This window comes from Paenibacillus amylolyticus (assembly GCF_051136285.1).
Classification (GTDB): domain Bacteria; phylum Bacillota; class Bacilli; order Paenibacillales; family Paenibacillaceae; genus Paenibacillus; species Paenibacillus amylolyticus_F.
Window position 1 is genome coordinate 644,049 of record NZ_CP194938.1, and the last position, 20,594, is coordinate 664,642.

Genomic DNA, 20,594 nt, shown 5'->3' on the forward strand with positions numbered 1-20,594 from the left:
TAACCGGTTACAGACATTAAATTATCACATTCTTATTTATTTAGCAAGGGGTCTCTTAATGGAAATATAACCCAAACTACTTTCTTTTTCAAAAAAACATCCCTTTCAAGCTGCTTTGACCATGCAATAGAGCTGAATTACTCTTTCTCCATTTTTCTCCCAACACAAACGCTGTATTTTATGATATGGTCTATAAGGCATGACATTATATTCATACATACAGGTGTGCACAACAAGCGAGGAGAAGATTAAGCGTGATCGAAAGAGAAACAAAACTCACAAGTTCAACCGCAACAGAAAATGCGAAAAGAGATATTACAGCAACAAAAAGCACCATCTCAGGCATACAGGAACATCGGAGCAGATTTAGCGATCCGTTCATCGTCATGCTCGTTGCAGGCTTATGCTGCTTATTATGGGGGAGTGCCTATCCTTCCATCAAACTCGGATATGTTGCTTTTCATATTTTGCCCGAAGATATCGCATCAAAATACGTTTTTGCCGGGTATCGTTTCAGTTTGGCAGGTATATTGCTACTACTTCTATATCGTGTTGGTTTTAGACGCAAGTTGAAGCTTAGCGGACGTGAGTTGGCAAGTTTGAGTATACTCGGCGTATTGCAGACAGGACTGCAATATATGTTTTTTTATGTAGGCGTAGCCAACACCACCGGTGTAAAAGGCTCCATCATGAATGCAACAACGACGTTTTTCAGCGTTGTGCTGGCCCATTTTATCTATAAAAATGATAAGCTGAGCCGTAACAAAATCATGGGCTGTGTGCTCGGGTTCATTGGTGTCATTATCGTCAACTTTCATGCAGACTTACTTACCTTTTCATTCTCTTTCACAGGAGAAGGATTTATCATTATGGCTGCTCTCGTTTTCTCGATTACAGCCATTTACGCGAAACGTTTAACTGCGGTTATTGATGTTATGATGATCACAGGTGTCAGCCTGCTGGTTGGCGGACTTGTACTGACTTTGCTCGGCCTGTCGCTCGGAGGTCAAGTTACTCATTTTACATGGGAATCCACACTGAATTTGGTTTATCTGGCTTTGCTATCATCCGTGGCCTTCTGCTTGTGGAATCTGCTTCTGAAGTACAACAAAGTTGGCAGAGTATCAGTCTATAACTTCCTGATCCCTATCTTTGGCGCATTGTTATCTGCACTATTCCTCGGAGAAACGATATGGGAACTGAAAAACCTTGTTGCCTTAATATTGGTATCTGTTGGAATTTATCTGGTCAACCGGGTACGCTCACTCCAAATGACAAAAAGCCGCTAATTAGCGGCTTTTCTTTATATATATATATTGATACCATAATAATATCAGTTCAATTTAACCTCTTTAGCTTACGTTCCAGCTTATAGGCAAGAATATACTGCGTTGCGCAAGCGCCGCTGTACATAATGCTCCTGACTGTTCAGGAGATGCTGTGCATACATCACGGTCAATCCGGAATCCGGGTCAATGATCGCCATACAGCCCGCCGCACCGGCCCATCCAAATTCACCAACCGGACTCAGTGATCCACTTCCAGCTGGGGAGATGTGTGTACGAACGCCGAGACCATAGCCGTAACCATACATATGATCCCATGAAAAGTCTGGTCGTGTCATGTCATTCAGATGATCGGCTCTCATGAGCTCCACGGAAGCTCGGGATAAAATTCGCACGCCTTCAGGACTTGTACCGAATCCGGTCAGTGCATTCAAAAACTTGGCGTAATCGTTCACGGTGGATAACAATCCGGCGCCACCACTATCCAGTTCTGTACCTACACGGAAACCGTTACCGTCCATTCGTACCGCCTTATCTTGCTCCTCATCAAAAAGATATTGCGGAATCAAGCGAGACTGTTGCTGTTCGTTCAGATCAAAGGTGGTATCATGCATGCCAAGAGGTTTAATAATCTCATCTTGCAAATACGTGCCGAATCGTTTCCCACTTACGACTTCGACCAGCGCACCAAGCACATCATGACACATGCTGTAATTCCAGTGTGTGCCCGGCTCAAACATTAGTGGTTCCTTCGCCAAAGCTCTCGCAAACTCTCGCGTTGGCAACGTTCCATTCGTGCGCTCTACAGCTTCCTTGATATTTGGTGCGTGGATATCATATGAAAAACCAGCCGTCATTGTAAACAGATCACGCACCGTAATGGGTCTAGTTGCTTTCTCATAGTACACCTCGCCATTCGGAAGTGATTTTTTCACCTGCATTTCTTTAAATTCAGGTAAGTACTGAGACAGCGGGTCAAGTAAAAGGATATCCCCTTTCTCAACCAGTTGCAGTGCAGCAACACAGGTCATAATCTTGGTCATCGAATACAAATTAAAGATGGCGTTGTCCCGAATTGGAGTCTTCTCCTCCAGATTCTCAAATCCGTTACGATACTGGAAAACGATTTCATTATGATGCATAATAAGCACTTCTGCCCATGGAACTCTCCATGAGGTTAAGCGATCAATTAATGAAGCAACCGGTTTAAAGTCCATTTTTCCCCATCCTTATATGTAAAATTATTTTGTTTGTGCCCTCAGGAGCACTTAGCGAAATATACTTCTCTTCCCTTCAACATATACTACTATACGACCTTTTGAACCTGTTGACTAGTTTGATTAAATGTTAATTTCGTTAGGTGAAGTATTGCAATTCAAATGGCAAAAAGCTGATCCATAACTGGACCAGCTTATAACCTTACCATCATATTTGCAGACTAATTTGGATAAGCTCGTCTATTCTCAACCGATTTCATACGGTTCTGGTCATCCGTCACGTGATCCTGACTAAATTCCTGACCTGCTTCCATCTCACCATGACCGGATACGTTACGGGAGAAATTGGTGAATTGTCTCTTGTGCTCATCCTGTTCATGCTTTTGCTTCAAAAGTTCCTGCGGGTCCTGCTTGGTCATCACACTAACCTCCATATTGAAATGTCTTGTATGTCCTCGCTCTATATAAATCGAACTAAAGAGGGTCTGCAAACCCAACCAAGTTCAACTTATATACAAAAGCTTTCCATTCTGAAGCCCTACTTATGCAAGTAATCTAAGTCCGCACAAAGGAAAGGAGATAACTCCAAATATGACACGTCTTCTATTGTCTTATCCGCTAGGTGTGGATACGCCGGTGTACAAAGACAACCCTCCCGTCGTGATAGAGCAGCAATCCAGTATCGCTCAAGGTGATCCATACAACCAGTTTATTGTCTCAAGCCTCAATCATAATGGAACACATATTGACGCCCCATGGCACTTTAATCCCCAAGGCAAAAAGATCAGCGAGATTCCGATTGACGATTTTATTTTCAACTACCCTGTGATTATTGATATTCCCAAAAGTGATGATGAGTTAATCACCAAAGCTGATCTGGAGCCTTATGAGCATCTGATCGCCGGAGCGGATCTTCTGCTTATTCGCACCGGTTTTGGTAGAATTCGCTCATCTGATCCCGAGCGGTACGCTAATCATAACCCAGGTTTAACCGCCTCGGCAGCACAGTACTTGATGATTTTTGATTCCTTGCGTGCCATAGGTATAGATATGATATCTGCTGGCGCAGCGAATCATCCGGAGGAAGCCGTTGCTTTTCACCAGATGATTCTGGGCAAAGGACGGGTCGATGGTAAGTACATTCTCGTCATTGAAGATCTGAATCTGAATCTGAATCTTACTCACATCACCAAAGTTTACGCGATACCTCTGTACATCGCAGGTGTGGATAGCAGCTTTGCTACGGTTTTTACGGAAGATTAAGCCTGGCTGGGTTATTGGGTTAAACGATTGATTGGTTCTATTTGTTAAAAAGAAGATAAGAACAAGCGCTGACAAGAGGATTGCTCTTATCAACGCTTGTTCTTAGTGAATATCCTTCTTCTTGAAATTGCCGCCCTTCACTTCGGCTACATCGTAGACAACAACAAAGGCTGTCGGGTCAATCTCATTAATAATTTCTTTGATTTTACTCTCTTCCATCCGGTTGATCACACAGGTGATTTCCTTGAACTGCTCGTTAGAGTAACCGCCATACGCCTCGGTATACGTTGCTCCACGCCCGAGTCGGTCACGAATAGTCTCCACCATAATTTCAGGTTGGGTTGTGATAATTTTGAACGTCTTGGAACCGCTCAAACCTTCTTCGACAATATGTATCACTTTAGAAGCAATGAAATAAGCAAGTCCTGATAAAATAGCTCCTTGCAAACCAAATACAGTCGAAACAACGATAAATACGAACATGTTCAGGAACAAAATCAGATCACTCGTTCCGAACGGCAGTTTACGTGATAACAACACGGCTAGCATATCGATCCCATCCAGTGCTCCACCGTTACGTAGTGCAAGACCCATACCAAAACCGATGATGATACCGCCCACAACTGTTACCAGTAGCGTATCCCCTTTAATAATCGTTGGTACATGATGCATGAGACTAGCGCTTATCGCCAGTGAAGCAATACCGATGACCGAGTACAACGCAAAGCTTTTACCAATCTGCTTGTAACCAAGCCATACAAACGGAATGTTCAACAGTCCGATTAATACGCCGAGCGGCAAGCCGAACAAATTCGAGCCAACGATACTTAGACCGGTAACCCCACCGTCCGATACTTTGTTTGGAATCAAGATGGCTTCCAGGCCATATGCCGTGATGAATCCTCCAATAATGATCAGTAGTACTTTGGAGAGGATTTTGAGCTGGTTGGACTTGTGTGCTTTGTGTTGATGCATTCCATTTCCCCCTTGGTGAACGATAAAGAACATGAAAATAAACAAACATAAAAAATAGTCTATAACAAAATTCACACATTTGGCAATAGAAGGTCATGATCAACATGCATTATAAGCTGCCTGACCTATTCGACCTCATTACATTATTTCCCGATAAATGATCGGTATGCCGTAATTTTAAGTTCCAACATTTCATTCGCTGCATGCAGATTGTTCATCTGCTGTTCAACGGATCTCTTATGATCCTCCAGCAGCTTCAAACGTTCTGTAGCCGTGTGCTCCCCTTCCTGGAATAAAGAAGCATACTGCTTGATCTTTGCGATTGGCATTTGTGTTTCTTTTAACTTGATGACAAACTGAAGCCATTTGAGATGAGACTCATTGTAGCGTCTGTCCCCACTGGAATCCCGTAAAGGTATTATGATCTGTTCTTTCTCATAATATCGTAGTGTGTATGCGCTAATGCTCAGCATCTCGGCCACTTCTCCGATGGTATGCATTGTTGTTTTCACCTCCTCCACCTGAGTGCTTGACTTAGAGTAAACTCTAATCAGTATAATCAATTCGTGGTCATCCCACAATAAAGCTTAGAATTGATCCCAGGAGGAATTCACATGAAATATACCGTTATTACAGGTGCCAGCTCAGGTATCGGTTATGAAGCCGCTTTGGCTTTTGCAGCCAGAGGCAAACATCTCATTTTAGCTGCTCGCAGAACAGAAGCTTTGGATATGTTAAAAAATAAGATTGCCGAACTGAGCCCGGAACTGGATGTTGTTATTCGTACAGTGGATCTGTCCATTGCCGCGGATGTACATGCTTTCTATGAAAGCCTGAATGGTTACTCCATCGAAACATGGATCAACAATGCAGGCTTTGGCAACTTCGCTTCGGTCGGTGAGCAAAATTTGCCTAAAATCGAACAAATGCTTCATCTGAATATTGAAGCACTTACGATTCTCTCCACTCTCTATGTTCGGGATTATGCCAATACTCCGGGCACGCAGATCATCAACATCTCTTCAGGAGGCGGCTATACGATCGTACCGGATGCTGTGACGTATTGCGCGACCAAGTTTTATGTCAGCGCCTTTACTGAAGGCATGGCACAAGAACTCCAAAGCAAAGGCGCTCCAATGCAAGCTAAAGTGCTGGCACCTGCTGCCACAGAGACCGAGTTTGCTGAACGTGCCTTTGATCTGGATCAGTTCCAATATGAAGGCCGTGTGCCCAAGTTCCATACAGCCGAACAGATGGCAGGATTTTTACTTGATCTGTATGACAGCCACAATGTCGTAGGTATTGTTAACGGACTAACCTATGAGTTCGAACTGAAAGATCCAATCTTCCCCTATGCCGCGAGAGCTGCAAGCAAACCTGTCGATTCAAACGAATAATATGAGTAGCGTAAAAAGGCTGTCCCCTGGTCACACGAAGTTGTGACCTTGGACAGCCTTTTTACGTTGTACTGCAATATTATTATCGTATTGTAATATCTCTATATTCTTAGGAAATATAATATAGTATTAAGCCAAACGCATTTTGAAATCCTGATATCCGAATTCACGTACAACTTCGCAATCGCCATCTTTGCGTTTAACCGCAATGGCAGGCAGCGGCATGCCGTTAAACGTATTGGTTTTAACCATGGAGTAGATCGCCATGTCTTCGAAAACAAGACGGTCGCCTTCTTTTAGAGGATCATCGAATGAGTAGTCGCCAATCACATCACCAGACAGACATGTTTGGCCACCCAGACGATACAGGTGCGCTTTCTCACCCACTTCTCCTGATCCGATCAATGGCGGGCGATATGGCATCTCCAGCACATCTGGCATATGACACGTTGCTGAAGTATCCAAAATGGCAATATCCATGCCGTTCTTGTGGAAGTCCAGTACGGAAGTTACCAGGTAACCTGCGTTGAGAGCAACCGCTTCTCCCGGCTCCAGATATACTTCGAGATCGTAATCATTTTGCATCCGTTTAATGCAGGCTTCCAGTCTTGGAATATCGTAATCTTCACGGGTAATATGATGTCCCCCGCCGAAGTTGATCCATTCCATCTGTGGCAGCCACTGTCCGAACTTCTCAACAACTGCATTCAGCGTTGTTTCCAGATCGTCCGAGTTTTGCTGGCACAGTGTGTGGAAATGCAATCCAGATACCCCTTCAAGCAACTCTGCACGGAAATCCTCCTGCTTTGCGCCAAAGCGCGAACCCGGAGAACACGGATCATAGATCTCGTGCCCTTCCTGCGTCGAGCATTCCGGATTGACACGCAAGCCAACCTTACAGCCAGCTTGCAGTGCTTTTTCCTTGAATTTTGCCAGCTGCGAGAAGGAATTAAAAATAATGTGGTCGCAGATGGAAACAATCTCATCGATCTCTTCCTCACGAAAAGCCGGAGCAAAGACATGATTCTCTTTGCCCATCTCTTCATGACCGAGACGTGCTTCATACAAACCGCTCGCAGTTGCACCGCTGAGGTATTCTCCAATGAGTGGATACATCGCCGTCATAGAGAATGCCTTCTGCGCAAGCACGATCTTTGCTCCTGTACGTTGCATTACACCGTTCAGGATTTTCAAGTTTTTCTCAATCAGACCTTCGTCAACAACAAAACAGGGTGTCGGTAATTGCTCGAATCGCATGTTAGCGAACAAGCTCCGATTCTTTGGCTTTGGACTCTTCTGGCAGCTCATCCACGAGAACCGGATTGAAGTCTTCAACCCAAGGAAGTCCCCATTTGTTCAATTCTTCCATGAATGGATCCGGGTTGAACTCTTCCACGTTGTATACGCCTGGTTTGTTCCATTTGCCTGTCATTACCATAGCTGCACCGATCATTGCCGGAACACCAGTTGTGTAAGAGATCGCTTGGGAACCTACTTCTTTATAGCACTCTTGGTGGTCACAGATGTTGTATACATAATATGTTTTGTCCTGACCGTCTTTTTTACCTTTGAAGATACAACCGATGTTCGTTTTACCTACTGTACGAGGTCCGAGGGACGCCGGATCAGGCAGAACAGCTTTCAGGAATTGCAAAGGAATGATTTGTTTTCCTTCGAACTCGATCGGCTCGATGGAAGTCATGCCTACGTTTTCCAGAGCTTTCAGGTGAGTCAGATAGCTTTGACCAAATGTCATGAAGAAACGGATACGTTTCAAACCAGGCATGTTTTTCGCCAGGGACTCCAGCTCTTCATGGTACAACAGGTACATATCTTTTTCGCCAACTTCTTTGAAGTCGTACACACGTTTGATTTCCATCGGTTTGGTTTCGATCCATTCACCATTCTCCCAGTATCTGCCGTTCGCAGAAACTTCACGGATGTTGATCTCAGGGTTGAAGTTGGTAGCGAATGGGTAACCATGGTCGCCGCCATTGCAGTCGAGGATATCGATATATTCGATTTCGTCAAAATAGTGTTTCAATGCGTATGCAGAGAATACGCCTGTTACACCCGGGTCAAATCCGCTGCCCAACAGTGCAGTGATGCCTGCTTTTTCGAAACGCTCTTTGTAATCCCATTGCCAGCTATATTCAAATTTTGCCGTATCTTCCGGCTCATAGTTTGCTGTATCCATGTAGTTTGTTTTCGTTGCCAGGCAAGCGTCCATAATCGTCAGATCCTGGTATGGCAATGCCAAGTTCATTACGATATCTGGTTGGAACTCATTGATCAATGCAATCAGTTCTTCAACATTGTCCGCGTCCACTTGAGCTGTTGTAATTTTTGTTTTGCCACCATCCAATTTTGCTTTCAAATCATCACATTTGGATTTGGTACGGCTTGCGATACAGATTTCTTCAAAAACCTCGCTGTTTTGAACGCATTTGTGTACTGCTACAGAAGCCACGCCGCCGGCGCCGATGATTAGTGCTTTTCCCATTTCCTCATTCTCCTATCCCCATAATTAGGATTTTTTTGTTTTTTTTCGTAAAATTCCAAGATGTTCGCAGTTGTATTGTTTCATTATGCAACGTCCACCCGCTCCTGATACAATAAAAAAAGCAAGGTGAAAAATGTCGCACTTTTGCGCACACCATCACACTTGCTTGTCGATATACATCATAAAAAAGACGTGAAGACTCCTTGACCAAAAAAGTCCGTAAGAACCCCTTCAGCGGAAAGCTTCTTCATGTATATCAATATTGGATCAGAGTCTATATAGCAAATAATTCGCCTTTACCACTCTTATTGACCGTTTCACAAGTTGATGTGCAGATGCACTGGTTGTAAAGTAACCAACTTATAAAATTTGAGCTTTGAACTCAATCAATAAGGCAACAGAAGTTGCCAATCGGCATTTGACCCGGCTGTCCGTATGGCCTTAACTCCTTGGTAGAAGTGGTCAAAAATTATCTGCTGGAAAGCTCTAATTCATATTGATAAATCAACTTTCCAAAATCACAGGTATTACACTATCAGACGTTCCCCTAAAAATCAAGGGATATTTCAAAATTTATTTTTTAATCAAATTTGATTGGAAATAAAGCAAGCTTCTCATGTACTTGAAAATCTTCAACATACTTTTTATGCTCGGTACCAAAAGTGCCTTGAAACGCTTCGTAGCAAATCCCCCCACGAGAATTAGATTTATCGTCCATCTGCATAAATATGCTCTCTCGGTTGATTAACGCGACTCTATATATAATTGAAAATAAACTCACAACAATGTACATTCGAAGAATTTTCTATTTATCTATATTGATTTAATCGATACTCTTTTTCATTCCAGCCATATTTATTCGAAAAAATGTTCATTCTCTCTCCCTATTTATTCCCAAATGTTGATTTGAGAATAATTCCAAGCACTCTCGGACAAGTAATCCATAGAGTCACTATTTATAAAATATGTTAATCCGTTGGAATCTCCATTTGATCACAGTGTATATTCATAAACTTTTAATGGATATTCATCCACCCTAAAAATTTGCACAATGAGTAAATTTGCACAAAGTGCAAGTTTTTGATATGATCCCTTCACAACTGATATTCTTAAGTGTTTCTTTTGATCATCACAAGGAGGTGAACGCATAGGCGGTATAACATTATGAAACGAACGTTGCGACATTTGAAAAAAGAAGCCACCGAAAAAGCTCTCGCCGGAGTCGCTTTTGACCTTACACTGAACCATGGACTCGACGGATTCACGGTCGAAGATATCGTGCAGCAGGTAGGATGTTCACGCAGAACATTTGCCAACTACTTCACTTGTAAGGAAGAAGCTGTTGCCCTTGGAGCCCTCTCTGTGCCGAATACAGCTGAGCTTGAACACCTGATTACCCAGCTCTCTGACTACGCCTCTTTGCTTGAGATTATGTACGAACTGGTGAAAATGCAACTCACATCAGAACTGATTGGCAGACTCCATCAACTCGTTATCTTGTCCCGAACCTATCCGGTGCTTGAACCTCACTACTTGGCTGCGATGCATCGGCTACAGACTCAGGCTCAGGAGACCCTGCTCGACTTGTCGAATGGACAATACGACGAGATTTATACGTATCTGCTCATTAGTGCCATTTATGGCACCGTACTGCCTCTGATTGAAGGGAGACTTCAAGTACTGCTTCCTGGACAGACCGTCAATACCGATACTCATCCAGACACAGTCCCTTTTGAACAGTTTATGGAAAAGGTGTTTGAACATTTGCGAAAAGGGTTTTAAACCTCATCCTTCCAAGCATTATTATCATCCACCACGGTAATCGACATACTTATAATAGAAGGAGTGTATAATTAATTAATGTCTACCTTATTATATAAAATAGGCAAAACCGCTTTTCGCAAACCCGTTTATTTCATTATCGGCTGGGTTATCATTCTAGGGATCGTCATCTCCATGATCAGCATCAATGGCATTCATATCAGTTCCGAGATGAAAATTGAGGGCACAGAATCACAGAAGGTTCTGGATCAGCTAGCCAAAGAACTGCCTGCCGCCTCTGGCGGTCAAGGAAGCGTGGTATTTAAAGCGCCAGACAACGAACGGCTGGATACACCCGAACGTGTAGCTGCCATCATGAAAGGTGTCAGCGAAGTGTACGGGCTGGACAAAGTCATTAATCCAGCGGATTATGCAGCTGCACAGGCGAGCAGTTTAGGCTCGTCCGCGGATGCGGCACAATCCATGAACATGGCTCAGTCAGCCACGGCATCGCCCCCTCCATACGGCCCATTAATAGTGAACAATGCTCCCGTTCCTGGTGTATTGATCTCTTCCGATAGAAGCACGGCACTGTTTCAGTTCCAATTCACGATTGAACAATCAGCGATTACACAAGATGTGTTTGATTCCGTCATTCAATCGGTCATGAAGGTTGAACAAGGCACACAGATCAAGGTGCTGCCAGGTGAAACGCTCAAATCGGTGTCCATCGGTGTTGGCTCTGCTGAGATTGTCGGGTTGGTTATCGCGGTAATTGTACTGCTGATTACCCTTGGCTCCGTAGTTGCAGCTGGCCTGCCACTGATCACAGCCCTTCTCGGTGTTGCCATTGGGGTTGGGGGAGCATTCTCAATCTCCAAATTTGTTGACATGCCAAGTGTTACATCCGTGCTGGCTCTCATGGTTGGTTTGGCTGTCGGCATCGATTATGCACTCTTTATCGTCAACCGTCAGCGCCGACTAATTATTGATCAGCGCCTGAGTGCACAGGAAGCTACAGCACGGGCGATCGGTACATCGGGCAGTGCGGTATTTTTTGCCGGATTAACGGTTATTATCGCTCTCTGCGGTATGCTCGTCATTGGATTGACCTTCTTGTCCACGATGGCGTTAGTCGCAGCTGCAACAGTTCTGATTAACGTATTCGTTGCGTTAACCCTGCTGCCCGCTTTGCTTGGTCTTGTTGGTGAACGAATCTGCTCGAAAAAAGCTCGCGAGAAGAACGTTAAGTCATCGGGAACGTCAAGTCATGGTGTGGCTGACAAATGGGTCAAATTCGTTATCAAAAATCGCTGGGCGACCGTTATTGCGATCATCCTCATTCTTGGTTTTGCTGCCACTCCGATCACCAAAATGGAAATGGGTATCCCGGGTGCTTCCTCAGCAAATCTGGATACGAACGCAAGACAGAGTTATGATGCCATTTCGGAAGGTTTTGGAGAAGGCTTTAACGGACCACTGATCCTGGTAGCTGAACCACGTAATGCGTCTGCAAAAATGACACCAGAACTTCTGGGCGGACTCGCCATGGAGCTACAAGGTCAGAATAACGTGACTCAAGTCTCACCACTAGGAATGACGGAAGACTTGGCTATCTTCAGTCTGATCCCCAAGACAGGCCCTAATGATGCTGCGACGAAAACGCTGGTCAACGATCTACGGTCAACAGACTCCAGTATGGCCAGAACATTTGACGTCAAACTTGGCGTAACCGGACTTACCGCCGTAAATATTGATATGTCAGCCAAGCTGTCTCAGGTATTCCCGATCTATGTAGGCATTATCATTCTACTTTCATTGATTATCTTGCTGCTTGTATTCCGTTCGATCATCGTTCCAATTAAAGCAACCATTGGTTTCCTGCTTAGCATCCTGGCCACGTTCGGTATTACAACGGCTGTGTTCCAATGGGGCTGGCTACATTCCCTCTTTGGTTTCGATACTGGCGGCCCGCTGCTTAGCTTCATGCCTATTATCGTAACCGGGATTCTCTATGGTCTTGCCATGGATTATCAGGTGTTCCTAGTCAGTTCGATGCGTGAATCATATGTCCATGGTCACCGTGGAACCGAGTCCGTTGTGCATGGTTATAATCAGGTTAGCCGCGTCGTCGTTGCCGCAGCGGTTATCATGGTTTCTGTATTCGCCGGTTTTATCTTCACCGATGATGTTATGATCAAACAGATTGGATTCACACTTGCTGTCGGCATTCTAATTGATGCTTTCATTATCCGCATGGCACTCGTGCCTGCTGTTATGGCGATGTTTGGCGATAAGGCCTGGTCACTTCCAAAATGGCTGGATCGCATTCTGCCAAACCTGGATGTTGAAGGCGAGAAACTAATGGCTACCCTAAGTACCCACAACGACAAAGTTAAACCGATGTCGGATTCCAAGTCATAATATATCTTCAACAAAAGACCTCCTCAGTTCATGAGGAGGTCTTTACATTATCTTTATTCTTATACTTAACCAATGATCTTATATACATGCTATAGCATGTATTGGATGGACTTTAATTTCATTCTTGATCTCACTTAATCCTCTCGCACATTCAGGTACAGCTTTTCTAATATTACTTTTAGCTGTTCCAGTTCCTCTGGCTCTATACCTCGGGTAACATAATTATGAGCGTCTTGGACCGTTAACAACAACTTTTGTTTTACTTCTTCTCCTTTGGGAGACAAGTATAAATGATGTGAACGTTTATCTTGATCATTAACAATACGTCGAACCATTCCCTTACGTTCTAATGAATGAATCATTCGTACGACTGTCGTTTGATCCCGATCGATAGCCTCTGCCAGCTCTTTTTGAGTCGTAGCTTTATCGATATCCATATAAGAAATAACGCTCCATTGTTCAGGAGTGACTTCGTAAGGTTTCAACTGTTTGATAAAATAATTCGTAAGTTTGAGATCCGTCCGGTGAATTAAAAAACCAGTCACATTGTATAAGTCCATTGTTGTACCCTCATTCATCATTTTCTTACACCAATTATAGGTGATCTGAACGATTGTTACAAACGACACGTATCGAGGAATGAGGCGGCTAAAACGATTGTTATCAGATGCTTTAGCAAATGGGTCTCAAATTTATATCCTAATCCCCATATGGTCTTAATCATAGAGGAGGAGCCCGGCGAAATGTCATCCAGCTTTTCCCGGATTCGTTTGATGTGCGTATCTACGGTACGATAATCCACACTATAATCGTAATTCCATACATTTTGAAGTAAATGCTTTCTAGAAAATAATTTATCTGGCGACGTTGCTAAATAAAATAACAAGTCGTATTCTTTAGGAGTCAAATGAATCTCTCTCCCGTTAAAAGACAATTTGTGATCCTCTTCCACAATGAAATCACGCAATTTCAATCTTCGAAGAGAAGTAAGGTTTTGATGATTCACGTCTTGTTTTCTCCGAACGACACTTTTAATACGATGAACCACTTCACGAGGACTAAAAGGTTTGGTGACATAATCATCCGCTCCTGCCTCAAAGCCTCGAATGACATCCATTTCACTATCTTTTGCAGTTAAAATAAGGATGGGCGTTGTTTTATATTGACGTATTCGTGAGGTTACAAAAAAACCATCCATGCTTGGTAACATGACATCAAGAATCAATAGATCGTAGTCAAAATGTAGTGCTTTTTCCAGACCACTCTCTCCTGTCGTAGCTTCTTCTACAAGAAAACCTTCTTTCTCTAAATACAACCGCAGAAGATTTCGAATTCTCAGCTCATCTTCAACAATTAAAATTTGTTGCGATTGTAGTCCCATCTTACGTATCCTCCTTATTCAATTCCTAGAAGAAATAATACATTGATACAACCAAGCTAAGAACAAACAGAACGGTTGCAGGAATAGCCTTTTGTATTGGATCTTTGGCTAAAACAATCAAAGTGAATGCTCCAGCAAGCATTGTGCCACCAAGTAACAAACCTGCCCAAAATGCAAAACCAGGTATCCATAAACCAACAATCATACCCATAGCTCCAACAATCTCAAACGATCCGGTCAAAACATTAAAAAATGAGGGCAAACCAAAACGTTTGAATTCATCGGCCATCTTACCCGAAATAATTTTACTTCCGGTAAATAGGAAAAAGAGACCTAATATCACCTGTAAAACCATAATAAAAATGAACATAGCGATCCTTCTTTCATTATTTTTGCATATAGATATACATGCTATAGCATATATTTTGTTTTAAATTTTACAGATTGTCAACCTCTATAGAAAACTTCATAGATTGTTGCTCTCTTTATCCTTTTACAGTGCTTAAACATGCACAAAACCTTGCATCCCCCCACCTTTTACATCCTTTGTGAGCATGAGAAAAGTCAAGAGCAACGCCAAAAAAGCCGCTATCGCAGCGACTCTCTTTTGACATTATTAAAGCGAAAATCGTTAAACCAGCTGTTACATATGATCAGCCGTTTTGCATAACTGCCCCGTTGAAGCAGAGATTTATACGATATAAAGGCAGTTTTATACACGTCTTAAATGATACAGATTTTCAGGCAATGCCTGCACAAAAGGGGCCCAGTCCTTCGATGTATATAGATGTAACCGATGCATAGCGCGAGTACAAGCTGTATAGAGCAGTTTGCGGTCATATTCTTCCCTATATCGAGATGCTGAGGCATCATATACAAGCACTGCATCGAATTCCACACCTTTGGCAAGGTAAACCGGAATCACCATCACACCTTTTTCAAACTGCTCCGTATCTTTCGTAATCAGTGCCAGTCCTTCTACACCGATCTCTTGTAAACTTTCATACGCAAGACGACCTTCCGCTGCCGTTTTGGTTATAATGGCAATCGAACGAAAACCCTCGGTTTGAAGCGCCTCAACGTCAGATCGGATGAACTCATGCAGCTGATTCTCTCCTGCCTCTGACTGGATTAAAGCCGGTTTCTGATCCCTTCTGTCAAAAGCAACAATCTCATCACCGCCCGGTAACATCGCCCTAGTGAACTCAACAATTTCACGAGTCGAGCGATAGCTCTGCACCAGCCGAATAAGAGTGGTCTCTTTCGCACCGTATAGCTCCGTTAAAGGAGAATCGGCAGCAGCCAGTTCTGTGGCCTGCATGTAAATCGCTTGCCCGAAATCACCCAGTACCGTCATGCGGGCACGGGGGAACAACTTTTTGAGATATTCATATTGGAATGCTGAATAATCCTGACCTTCGTCCACAAACACATGACGGATATCGGTGTTAATTCGTACACCTTCAATGAGTTCTTTTACATATAAATAAGGGGTCGCATCTTCAGGAAATAGCTTGTTCTGACGCAACATGTCTTTGGTTTGTTCGCAGATTTCAGTCCAAAGTGACGGAACAACCATTGCATTAGTACGCTCCTGGTAGGCTGCCGCGTCAACAAACAGCTGTTCATATGCTGCCTGGACATTCACGAATCTGAACTTCCGTACACGCTGCCTTAGTGGCTTGAACATCTGCTTCACGATATTACGTCGCAGCAAATCTTCCTCCCGCTCTACAAAATCAAATGCGCCTTCATCCAGGTCAGGATGTTTGCCAGCATTCTTCCGAGCTGCGTACTGCTCCGCCACTTCAAACACAGCCTTTTCCTTGTGTAGCTTACCGTATGCATCCGCATAGTCGTCTGTATCGAGATAATTCAGCTCTTCCTCCACCCAGTCTGCTTGCCGTTCCTGTTGCTCTAGAACTGTCAGTTGTTTCATTAACCATTCCTGTAATAACAATATACGACTTGGTAACGAAAGATGGATATTATACGTAGCAAATTGTGCCTTCATTTGAGCTGAAGTAATAAACTCACGTTCACGGAACCGGATGCCGATAAAATGTAATCCCTCACGTCCGAGCCATTCCCCATAGTTTTTCAAAGCTTGCAGGAATTCCGCGGATGCTTTATATCGAATTCCTTCCATACGAGCCGCATAACCTTGTTCCTCACCAGCAGTAAGCACATATTCCATCTGATCAAGCGGATCTTCAGGGCTTAAGCTAGACCCCAGCCAATAATTCAAGTATTCCTGGAACGTTGTCTGTTGAATATTCTCTTCACCCAGCTCAGGCAAAACGGTCGAGATATAACTCGCAAACATCGGATTTGGCGAAAAAAGAACCATCTGATCTGCCTTAATTGTCTGGCGGTGCTTATATAAAAGATAGGCCACTCGCTGGAGCGCAGCGGATGTTTTACCACTACCTGCTGCTCCCTGTACGATCAGCATCCGGCTGCGGTCATCACGGATAATCGCATTCTGTTCCTTTTGAATCGTGGCCACGATGCTTTTCATCTGAGAATTCGCACCTTTGGAGAGCACCTCCTGAAGCAAAGCATCTCCAATCGTTTCATTCGCATCAAACATGCCCAGCAGCTGCCCCTCCTGAATTTGAAACTGGCGTTTCAGTTCCACCGTTCCTTCGATTTCCCCCATGGGTGTTTCGTAATTTGCCGAACCGGAACCATGGTCATAGTACAGACTGGCTATGGGTGTACGCCAATCATAGATCAGAAAATTTAAACCTTCTTTATCTGTAAAAGAAGACACACCGATATAAATTTGCTCCGTAAAACCAAGACCCTTTTCCTTAAAATCAATACGACCGAAGTAAGGTACAGGCAGCAAACGATTCACGTTTTTCCACTGCTGCACTAACAGCTTATGTCCACGCTCCCGTTCAGCCAGAACTCTCGCTTGCTGATTAATCGTATAAAAGGCATCTTCAAAATCCGTGTAGGAACCGGTATTGATCGTAACGTCTTCCCAGAAACGTTTGCGAATTTCGGTAGCTTGCTCCGCGAGACCCTTCATCTGAGGTTCCAGTTCATCAAGTCTCACCTGCAGTTCATTTCGCACCTGATTCAATCTTTCTTTTTCCAACAACCATTCGCTTGTTTCTGTCATAGTCACAACCACTCCTCAACCCAATTATTGGAACAAAAAAGTGCGTTGACAAATCGAAGAATACGATGTATTATTAAATTAGGAGAAATAATGATACATCAATTGAATACTCAACGAAATCACAACTGCGCTCATGATTATATCACAGCGTATTTTTGCGTTCAATCTTTTTCTTTTTCTTATTTATATTGATGTACTACTAACATTTCAATTAACATTTCAAAACTCAACTCCACTTATGCTTGAGCCCCTTGTTTTCAAGGGGCTTTTCAATGTTTCAGTCTTTCTTGGATGAAGGATTGCTGCTTTCCATTTTGATCGGATTAGGCAAACTTTTGATTGAATTTAACTAAAGCTTTATTCCTGGATTATGACATAATAAAATACGAGCAACCTTCCTATCCTACACTTAACATTTTTAAATGAAGGGAATGTGATTACGATGGATTACGTTAAACTTGGCAATACAGGACTTGATGTCTCGCGCTTCTGTCTCGGATGTATGGGCTTTGGGGACGCAAGCAAATGGGTTCACGAGTGGGTGTTGAACGAAGAAGACTCCCGGTCTGTAATTCGAAAGGCTCTGGATCTTGGTATTAATTTCTTCGATACAGCCAATATATACTCTCTTGGTACAAGCGAGGAATATCTGGGACGGGCTTTGAAAGACTACGCAAACCGTGATGAGGTCGTGATCGCGACCAAAGTTCATGGCAAAATGCATGAAGGACCAAACGGTTCCGGGTTGTCCAGAAAAGCTATTATGAGTGAAATTGACAAAAGTCTCAAACGACTTGAAACCGATTATGTTGATCTGTATATCATCCATCGCTGGGACTACAACACCCCTATTGAAGAAACGATGGAAGCACTCCATGATGTGGTGAAGTCTGGCAAAGCGAGATATATTGGTGCTTCCGCGATGTTTGCATGGCAGTTCCAGAAAGCGCTGTATACCGCCGAAAAAAATGGCTGGACCAAATTTGTTTCTATGCAGAACCATTTGAACTTGATTTACCGTGAAGAGGAACGTGAGATGTTGCCTTTATGCAAAGAGGAAAAAATCGGCGTCACACCGTACAGCCCACTCGCTTCCGGCAGATTAACACGAGATTGGTCCGTGACTACACATCGGTCAGAGACGGATATGATACAAAAATCAAAGTACAATGCTACAAGTGACGCGGATCGTGTTATTGTTGAACGGGTGGCAGCTATTGCCGAGAAGTATGATGTACCTCGTACGCATATTGCACTAGCATGGCTTTTACAAAAAGATACGGTGTCTGCTCCAATTATTGGTGCAACCAAACATTCACACCTGGATGTCGCCACGGCTGCTTTGTCCGTAAAGCTTAATTCAGAGGATGTTGCTTATCTGGAAGAGCCTTATATTCCTCATCCTGTCGTGGGTGCACAATAAACATCATATATGTAACAAAACAAAATAGCCCCTTCTTTCCTTATGCGGAAATAGGGGCTATTTGCTGATGCATCTACTTTATTATTTTGCACTAAAGCATTGACCAAGGTCAAAATTATCTATTAACTCTACCCTCTTAAATCGTGCTAGTGTCAATAACGAAACGATATTTTACATCTGAAGCAAGTACACGTTTATATGCTTCGTCGATCTGATCTGCCGAAATAACCTCAATGCTAGGGGCAATATTATGTTCAGCACAGAAATCGAGCATTTCTTGTGTTTCCCGTATGCCGCCAATCATAGAACCGGCGAATGAACGGCGGTGACCAATCAATGCGAATGCATTTACAGCGAGTGGCTCTGGCGGAGCCCCTACATTGACGAGTGTACCGTCCAACATGAGCAGCGAGAAATAGGCATTAATATCAATGCTGGCACTAACCGTATTAATAATCAGATCGAATGATCCTGCCAGCTTTTCGAATGTTTCCGGTTCACTCGTTGCGTAGTAGTGATCTGCGCCAAACTGCAAGCCATCTTGCTTTTTACTCAGGGATTGAGAGAGAACGGTAACTTCAGCTCCCATCGCATGTGCAATTTTAACCGCCATATGACCAAGGCCACCCATCCCTACGACGGCAACCTTCTTACCCGGGCCAGCGCCCCAGTGATGCAACGGAGAATACGTGGTAATTCCGGCACATAACAGCGGTGCAGCAGCATCCAGCTCAATATTGTCAGGAATGCGCACTACAAAATCTTCGGTTACCACGATATGAGTGGAATATCCACCTTGAGTTGGTTCACCGTATTTGTCTACTCCTGCATACGTCGGAATGTTACCTTTCAGGCAGTACTGCTCTTCTCCTTTACGGCAATTCTCACATTCGCCGCAAGAGTCGACCATACATCCAACACCTACTCGGTCGCCTACTTTATATTTTGATACACCACTGCCTACTTCAGTAACAATCCCGGCAATTTCGTGACCTGGTACGAGTGGATAGTTTACAGGTCCCCACTCTCCATGCGCTGTGTGAATATCCGAGTGGCAGATGCCTGCAAATTTAATCTCAATTAATACATCCGTGGTATCCAGATCACGGCGGTTAATCTCTGCGGAACGAAAAGCTTGATCGGGTCCGTCCACGGCTCTGGCTTTAGCTGTAATCAATGTATAACCTCCTCATGATTTTGGAATCCTCTTTATCTTACGCCCTATAGTTAACTCTAGGTCAAATGTTTTGCTCTACTTTTTTTAAAAAAAGTGATCATTTTGACATCACTCCTGACCGCATGATAGAATTCACTCGCATCAACGAATTCCCTGTACCATACCGACTTTGCTCTCGATCTGATCTAGAACTGAAAGGAACAAACCCTATATGACATATTCCATTAGTGAAGTCGCTAAAAAATTGGATCTGACTGTTTATACATTGCGCTACTATGATAAAGAAGGTCTCATGCCCTTCGTTGAACGCAATTCAACCGGAACGAGACGATTCAAGGACTCCGATATCGATTTTCTAAAAATAATCCAATGCCTGAAAGCTACCGGAATGCCCATCAAGGATATCAGAGAATTCATTGCCTGGTGCTCTGAAGGTGATGCAACCTTGCGTCAGAGGTATGACATGTTTACCGAGCGCAAAGCCAGCGTTGAGGCTCAGATGGAAGAACTCCGGAGAACTATGGAGGTTATTGAACATAAGCGCAGCTATTATCAGCAGGCCATTGAAGCTGGAACGGAGAACATTCATAAAACCGCACTGGCTCCTAATCGTGAGCACGTAGCAAGCACCTAGAGCAAAAGAAAGGATCTCAT

19 protein-coding genes are annotated in these 20,594 nt (G+C 43.6%); 7 read left to right on the plus strand and 12 right to left on the minus strand.

The window, feature by feature from the left end; genetic code table 11:
* Positions 1-254: 254 nt before the first annotated feature.
* Positions 255-1,289: a DMT family transporter gene (locus tag ACR8BL_RS02870; RefSeq protein ID WP_434751213.1), complete on the plus strand. Its 1,035-nt coding sequence runs from the start codon at positions 255-257 to the stop codon at positions 1,287-1,289.
* Positions 1,290-1,369: 80 nt separating this feature from the next.
* Here the strand turns inward: ACR8BL_RS02870 and ACR8BL_RS02875 are convergent, their stop codons facing one another.
* Positions 1,370-2,503 (minus strand): serine hydrolase domain-containing protein, encoded by a 1,134-nt coding sequence (locus tag ACR8BL_RS02875; RefSeq protein WP_434751214.1) that lies wholly within the window; start codon positions 2,501-2,503, stop codon positions 1,370-1,372.
* Between the two features lie 221 nt (positions 2,504-2,724).
* Positions 2,725-2,922, minus strand: a complete 198-nt coding sequence (locus ACR8BL_RS02880; RefSeq protein WP_240036701.1) for a hypothetical protein — start codon at positions 2,920-2,922, stop codon at positions 2,725-2,727.
* A gap of 172 nt (positions 2,923-3,094) precedes the next feature.
* Here ACR8BL_RS02880 and ACR8BL_RS02885 point away from each other — a divergent pair, with 172 nt between their 5' ends.
* Positions 3,095-3,766, plus strand: coding sequence for a cyclase family protein (locus ACR8BL_RS02885; protein ID WP_434751215.1), 672 nt, complete (start codon positions 3,095-3,097; stop codon positions 3,764-3,766).
* A 102-nt stretch (positions 3,767-3,868) separates the two neighbouring features.
* Here ACR8BL_RS02885 and ACR8BL_RS02890 read toward each other — a convergent pair whose 3' ends face one another.
* Both ACR8BL_RS02890 and ACR8BL_RS02895 read right to left on the minus strand, forming a co-directional pair.
* The gene (locus ACR8BL_RS02890) at positions 3,869-4,741 is read right to left on the minus strand and encodes a YitT family protein (RefSeq protein ID WP_434751216.1); all 873 of its coding nucleotides are present in this window, start codon (positions 4,739-4,741) and stop codon (positions 3,869-3,871) included.
* Positions 4,742-4,884: 143 nt separating this feature from the next.
* Entirely contained in the window at positions 4,885-5,241 is a 357-nt protein-coding gene (locus ACR8BL_RS02895) for a MerR family transcriptional regulator (protein WP_434751217.1), read from the minus strand.
* Positions 5,242-5,355: 114 nt separating this feature from the next.
* Between ACR8BL_RS02895 and ACR8BL_RS02900 the strand changes: the two genes are divergently transcribed.
* Positions 5,356-6,138, plus strand: a complete 783-nt coding sequence (locus tag ACR8BL_RS02900; protein WP_434751218.1) for an SDR family NAD(P)-dependent oxidoreductase — start codon at positions 5,356-5,358, stop codon at positions 6,136-6,138.
* Positions 6,139-6,267: 129 nt separating this feature from the next.
* Here ACR8BL_RS02900 and nspC read toward each other — a convergent pair whose 3' ends face one another.
* From nspC to ACR8BL_RS02915, 3 genes are all read right to left on the minus strand, one after another.
* On the minus strand, positions 6,268-7,395 hold the full coding sequence (nspC, locus tag ACR8BL_RS02905) for a carboxynorspermidine decarboxylase (protein ID WP_434751219.1): 1,128 nt from the start codon (positions 7,393-7,395) through the stop codon (positions 6,268-6,270).
* A gap of 1 nt (position 7,396) precedes the next feature.
* Complete coding sequence (locus tag ACR8BL_RS02910) at positions 7,397-8,641, minus strand: saccharopine dehydrogenase family protein (RefSeq protein ID WP_434751220.1); 1,245 nt, start codon at positions 8,639-8,641, stop codon at positions 7,397-7,399.
* A 580-nt stretch (positions 8,642-9,221) separates the two neighbouring features.
* Positions 9,222-9,365, minus strand: a complete 144-nt coding sequence (locus ACR8BL_RS02915; protein ID WP_434751221.1) for a hypothetical protein — start codon at positions 9,363-9,365, stop codon at positions 9,222-9,224.
* Positions 9,366-9,805: 440 nt separating this feature from the next.
* On the opposite strand from ACR8BL_RS02915, the gene ACR8BL_RS02920 reads away from it, so the two are divergent.
* Complete coding sequence (locus ACR8BL_RS02920; protein ID WP_434751222.1) at positions 9,806-10,423, plus strand: TetR/AcrR family transcriptional regulator; 618 nt, start codon at positions 9,806-9,808, stop codon at positions 10,421-10,423.
* Positions 10,424-10,501: 78 nt separating this feature from the next.
* On the plus strand, positions 10,502-12,826 hold the full coding sequence (locus tag ACR8BL_RS02925) for an MMPL family transporter (protein WP_434756545.1): 2,325 nt from the start codon (positions 10,502-10,504) through the stop codon (positions 12,824-12,826).
* A 134-nt stretch (positions 12,827-12,960) separates the two neighbouring features.
* Here the strand turns inward: ACR8BL_RS02925 and ACR8BL_RS02930 are convergent, their stop codons facing one another.
* The 4 genes from ACR8BL_RS02930 to helD all read right to left on the minus strand — a co-directional run bounded on the left by ACR8BL_RS02930 (position 12,961) and on the right by helD (position 17,340).
* Positions 12,961-13,386: a MarR family winged helix-turn-helix transcriptional regulator gene (locus ACR8BL_RS02930; RefSeq protein WP_434751224.1), complete on the minus strand. Its 426-nt coding sequence runs from the start codon at positions 13,384-13,386 to the stop codon at positions 12,961-12,963.
* 56 nt (positions 13,387-13,442) lie between these two features.
* Positions 13,443-14,207, minus strand: a complete 765-nt coding sequence (locus ACR8BL_RS02935; RefSeq protein WP_434751225.1) for a response regulator transcription factor — start codon at positions 14,205-14,207, stop codon at positions 13,443-13,445.
* Between the two features lie 25 nt (positions 14,208-14,232).
* Positions 14,233-14,583, minus strand: a complete 351-nt coding sequence (locus ACR8BL_RS02940) for a DoxX family protein (RefSeq protein ID WP_434752995.1) — start codon at positions 14,581-14,583, stop codon at positions 14,233-14,235.
* A gap of 336 nt (positions 14,584-14,919) precedes the next feature.
* Positions 14,920-17,340: an RNA polymerase recycling motor HelD gene (gene helD, locus ACR8BL_RS02945; RefSeq protein WP_434751226.1), complete on the minus strand. Its 2,421-nt coding sequence runs from the start codon at positions 17,338-17,340 to the stop codon at positions 14,920-14,922.
* 442 nt (positions 17,341-17,782) lie between these two features.
* Between helD and ACR8BL_RS02950 the strand changes: the two genes are divergently transcribed.
* Entirely contained in the window at positions 17,783-18,763 is a 981-nt protein-coding gene (locus ACR8BL_RS02950) for an aldo/keto reductase (RefSeq protein WP_434751227.1), read from the plus strand.
* A 136-nt stretch (positions 18,764-18,899) separates the two neighbouring features.
* Here the strand turns inward: ACR8BL_RS02950 and ACR8BL_RS02955 are convergent, their stop codons facing one another.
* Positions 18,900-19,940, minus strand: coding sequence for an NAD(P)-dependent alcohol dehydrogenase (locus ACR8BL_RS02955; RefSeq protein WP_434751228.1), 1,041 nt, complete (start codon positions 19,938-19,940; stop codon positions 18,900-18,902).
* A 211-nt stretch (positions 19,941-20,151) separates the two neighbouring features.
* Between ACR8BL_RS02955 and ACR8BL_RS02960 the strand changes: the two genes are divergently transcribed.
* Positions 20,152-20,574, plus strand: a complete 423-nt coding sequence (locus ACR8BL_RS02960; protein ID WP_434751229.1) for a MerR family transcriptional regulator — start codon at positions 20,152-20,154, stop codon at positions 20,572-20,574.
* Positions 20,575-20,594 lie beyond the last annotated feature (20 nt).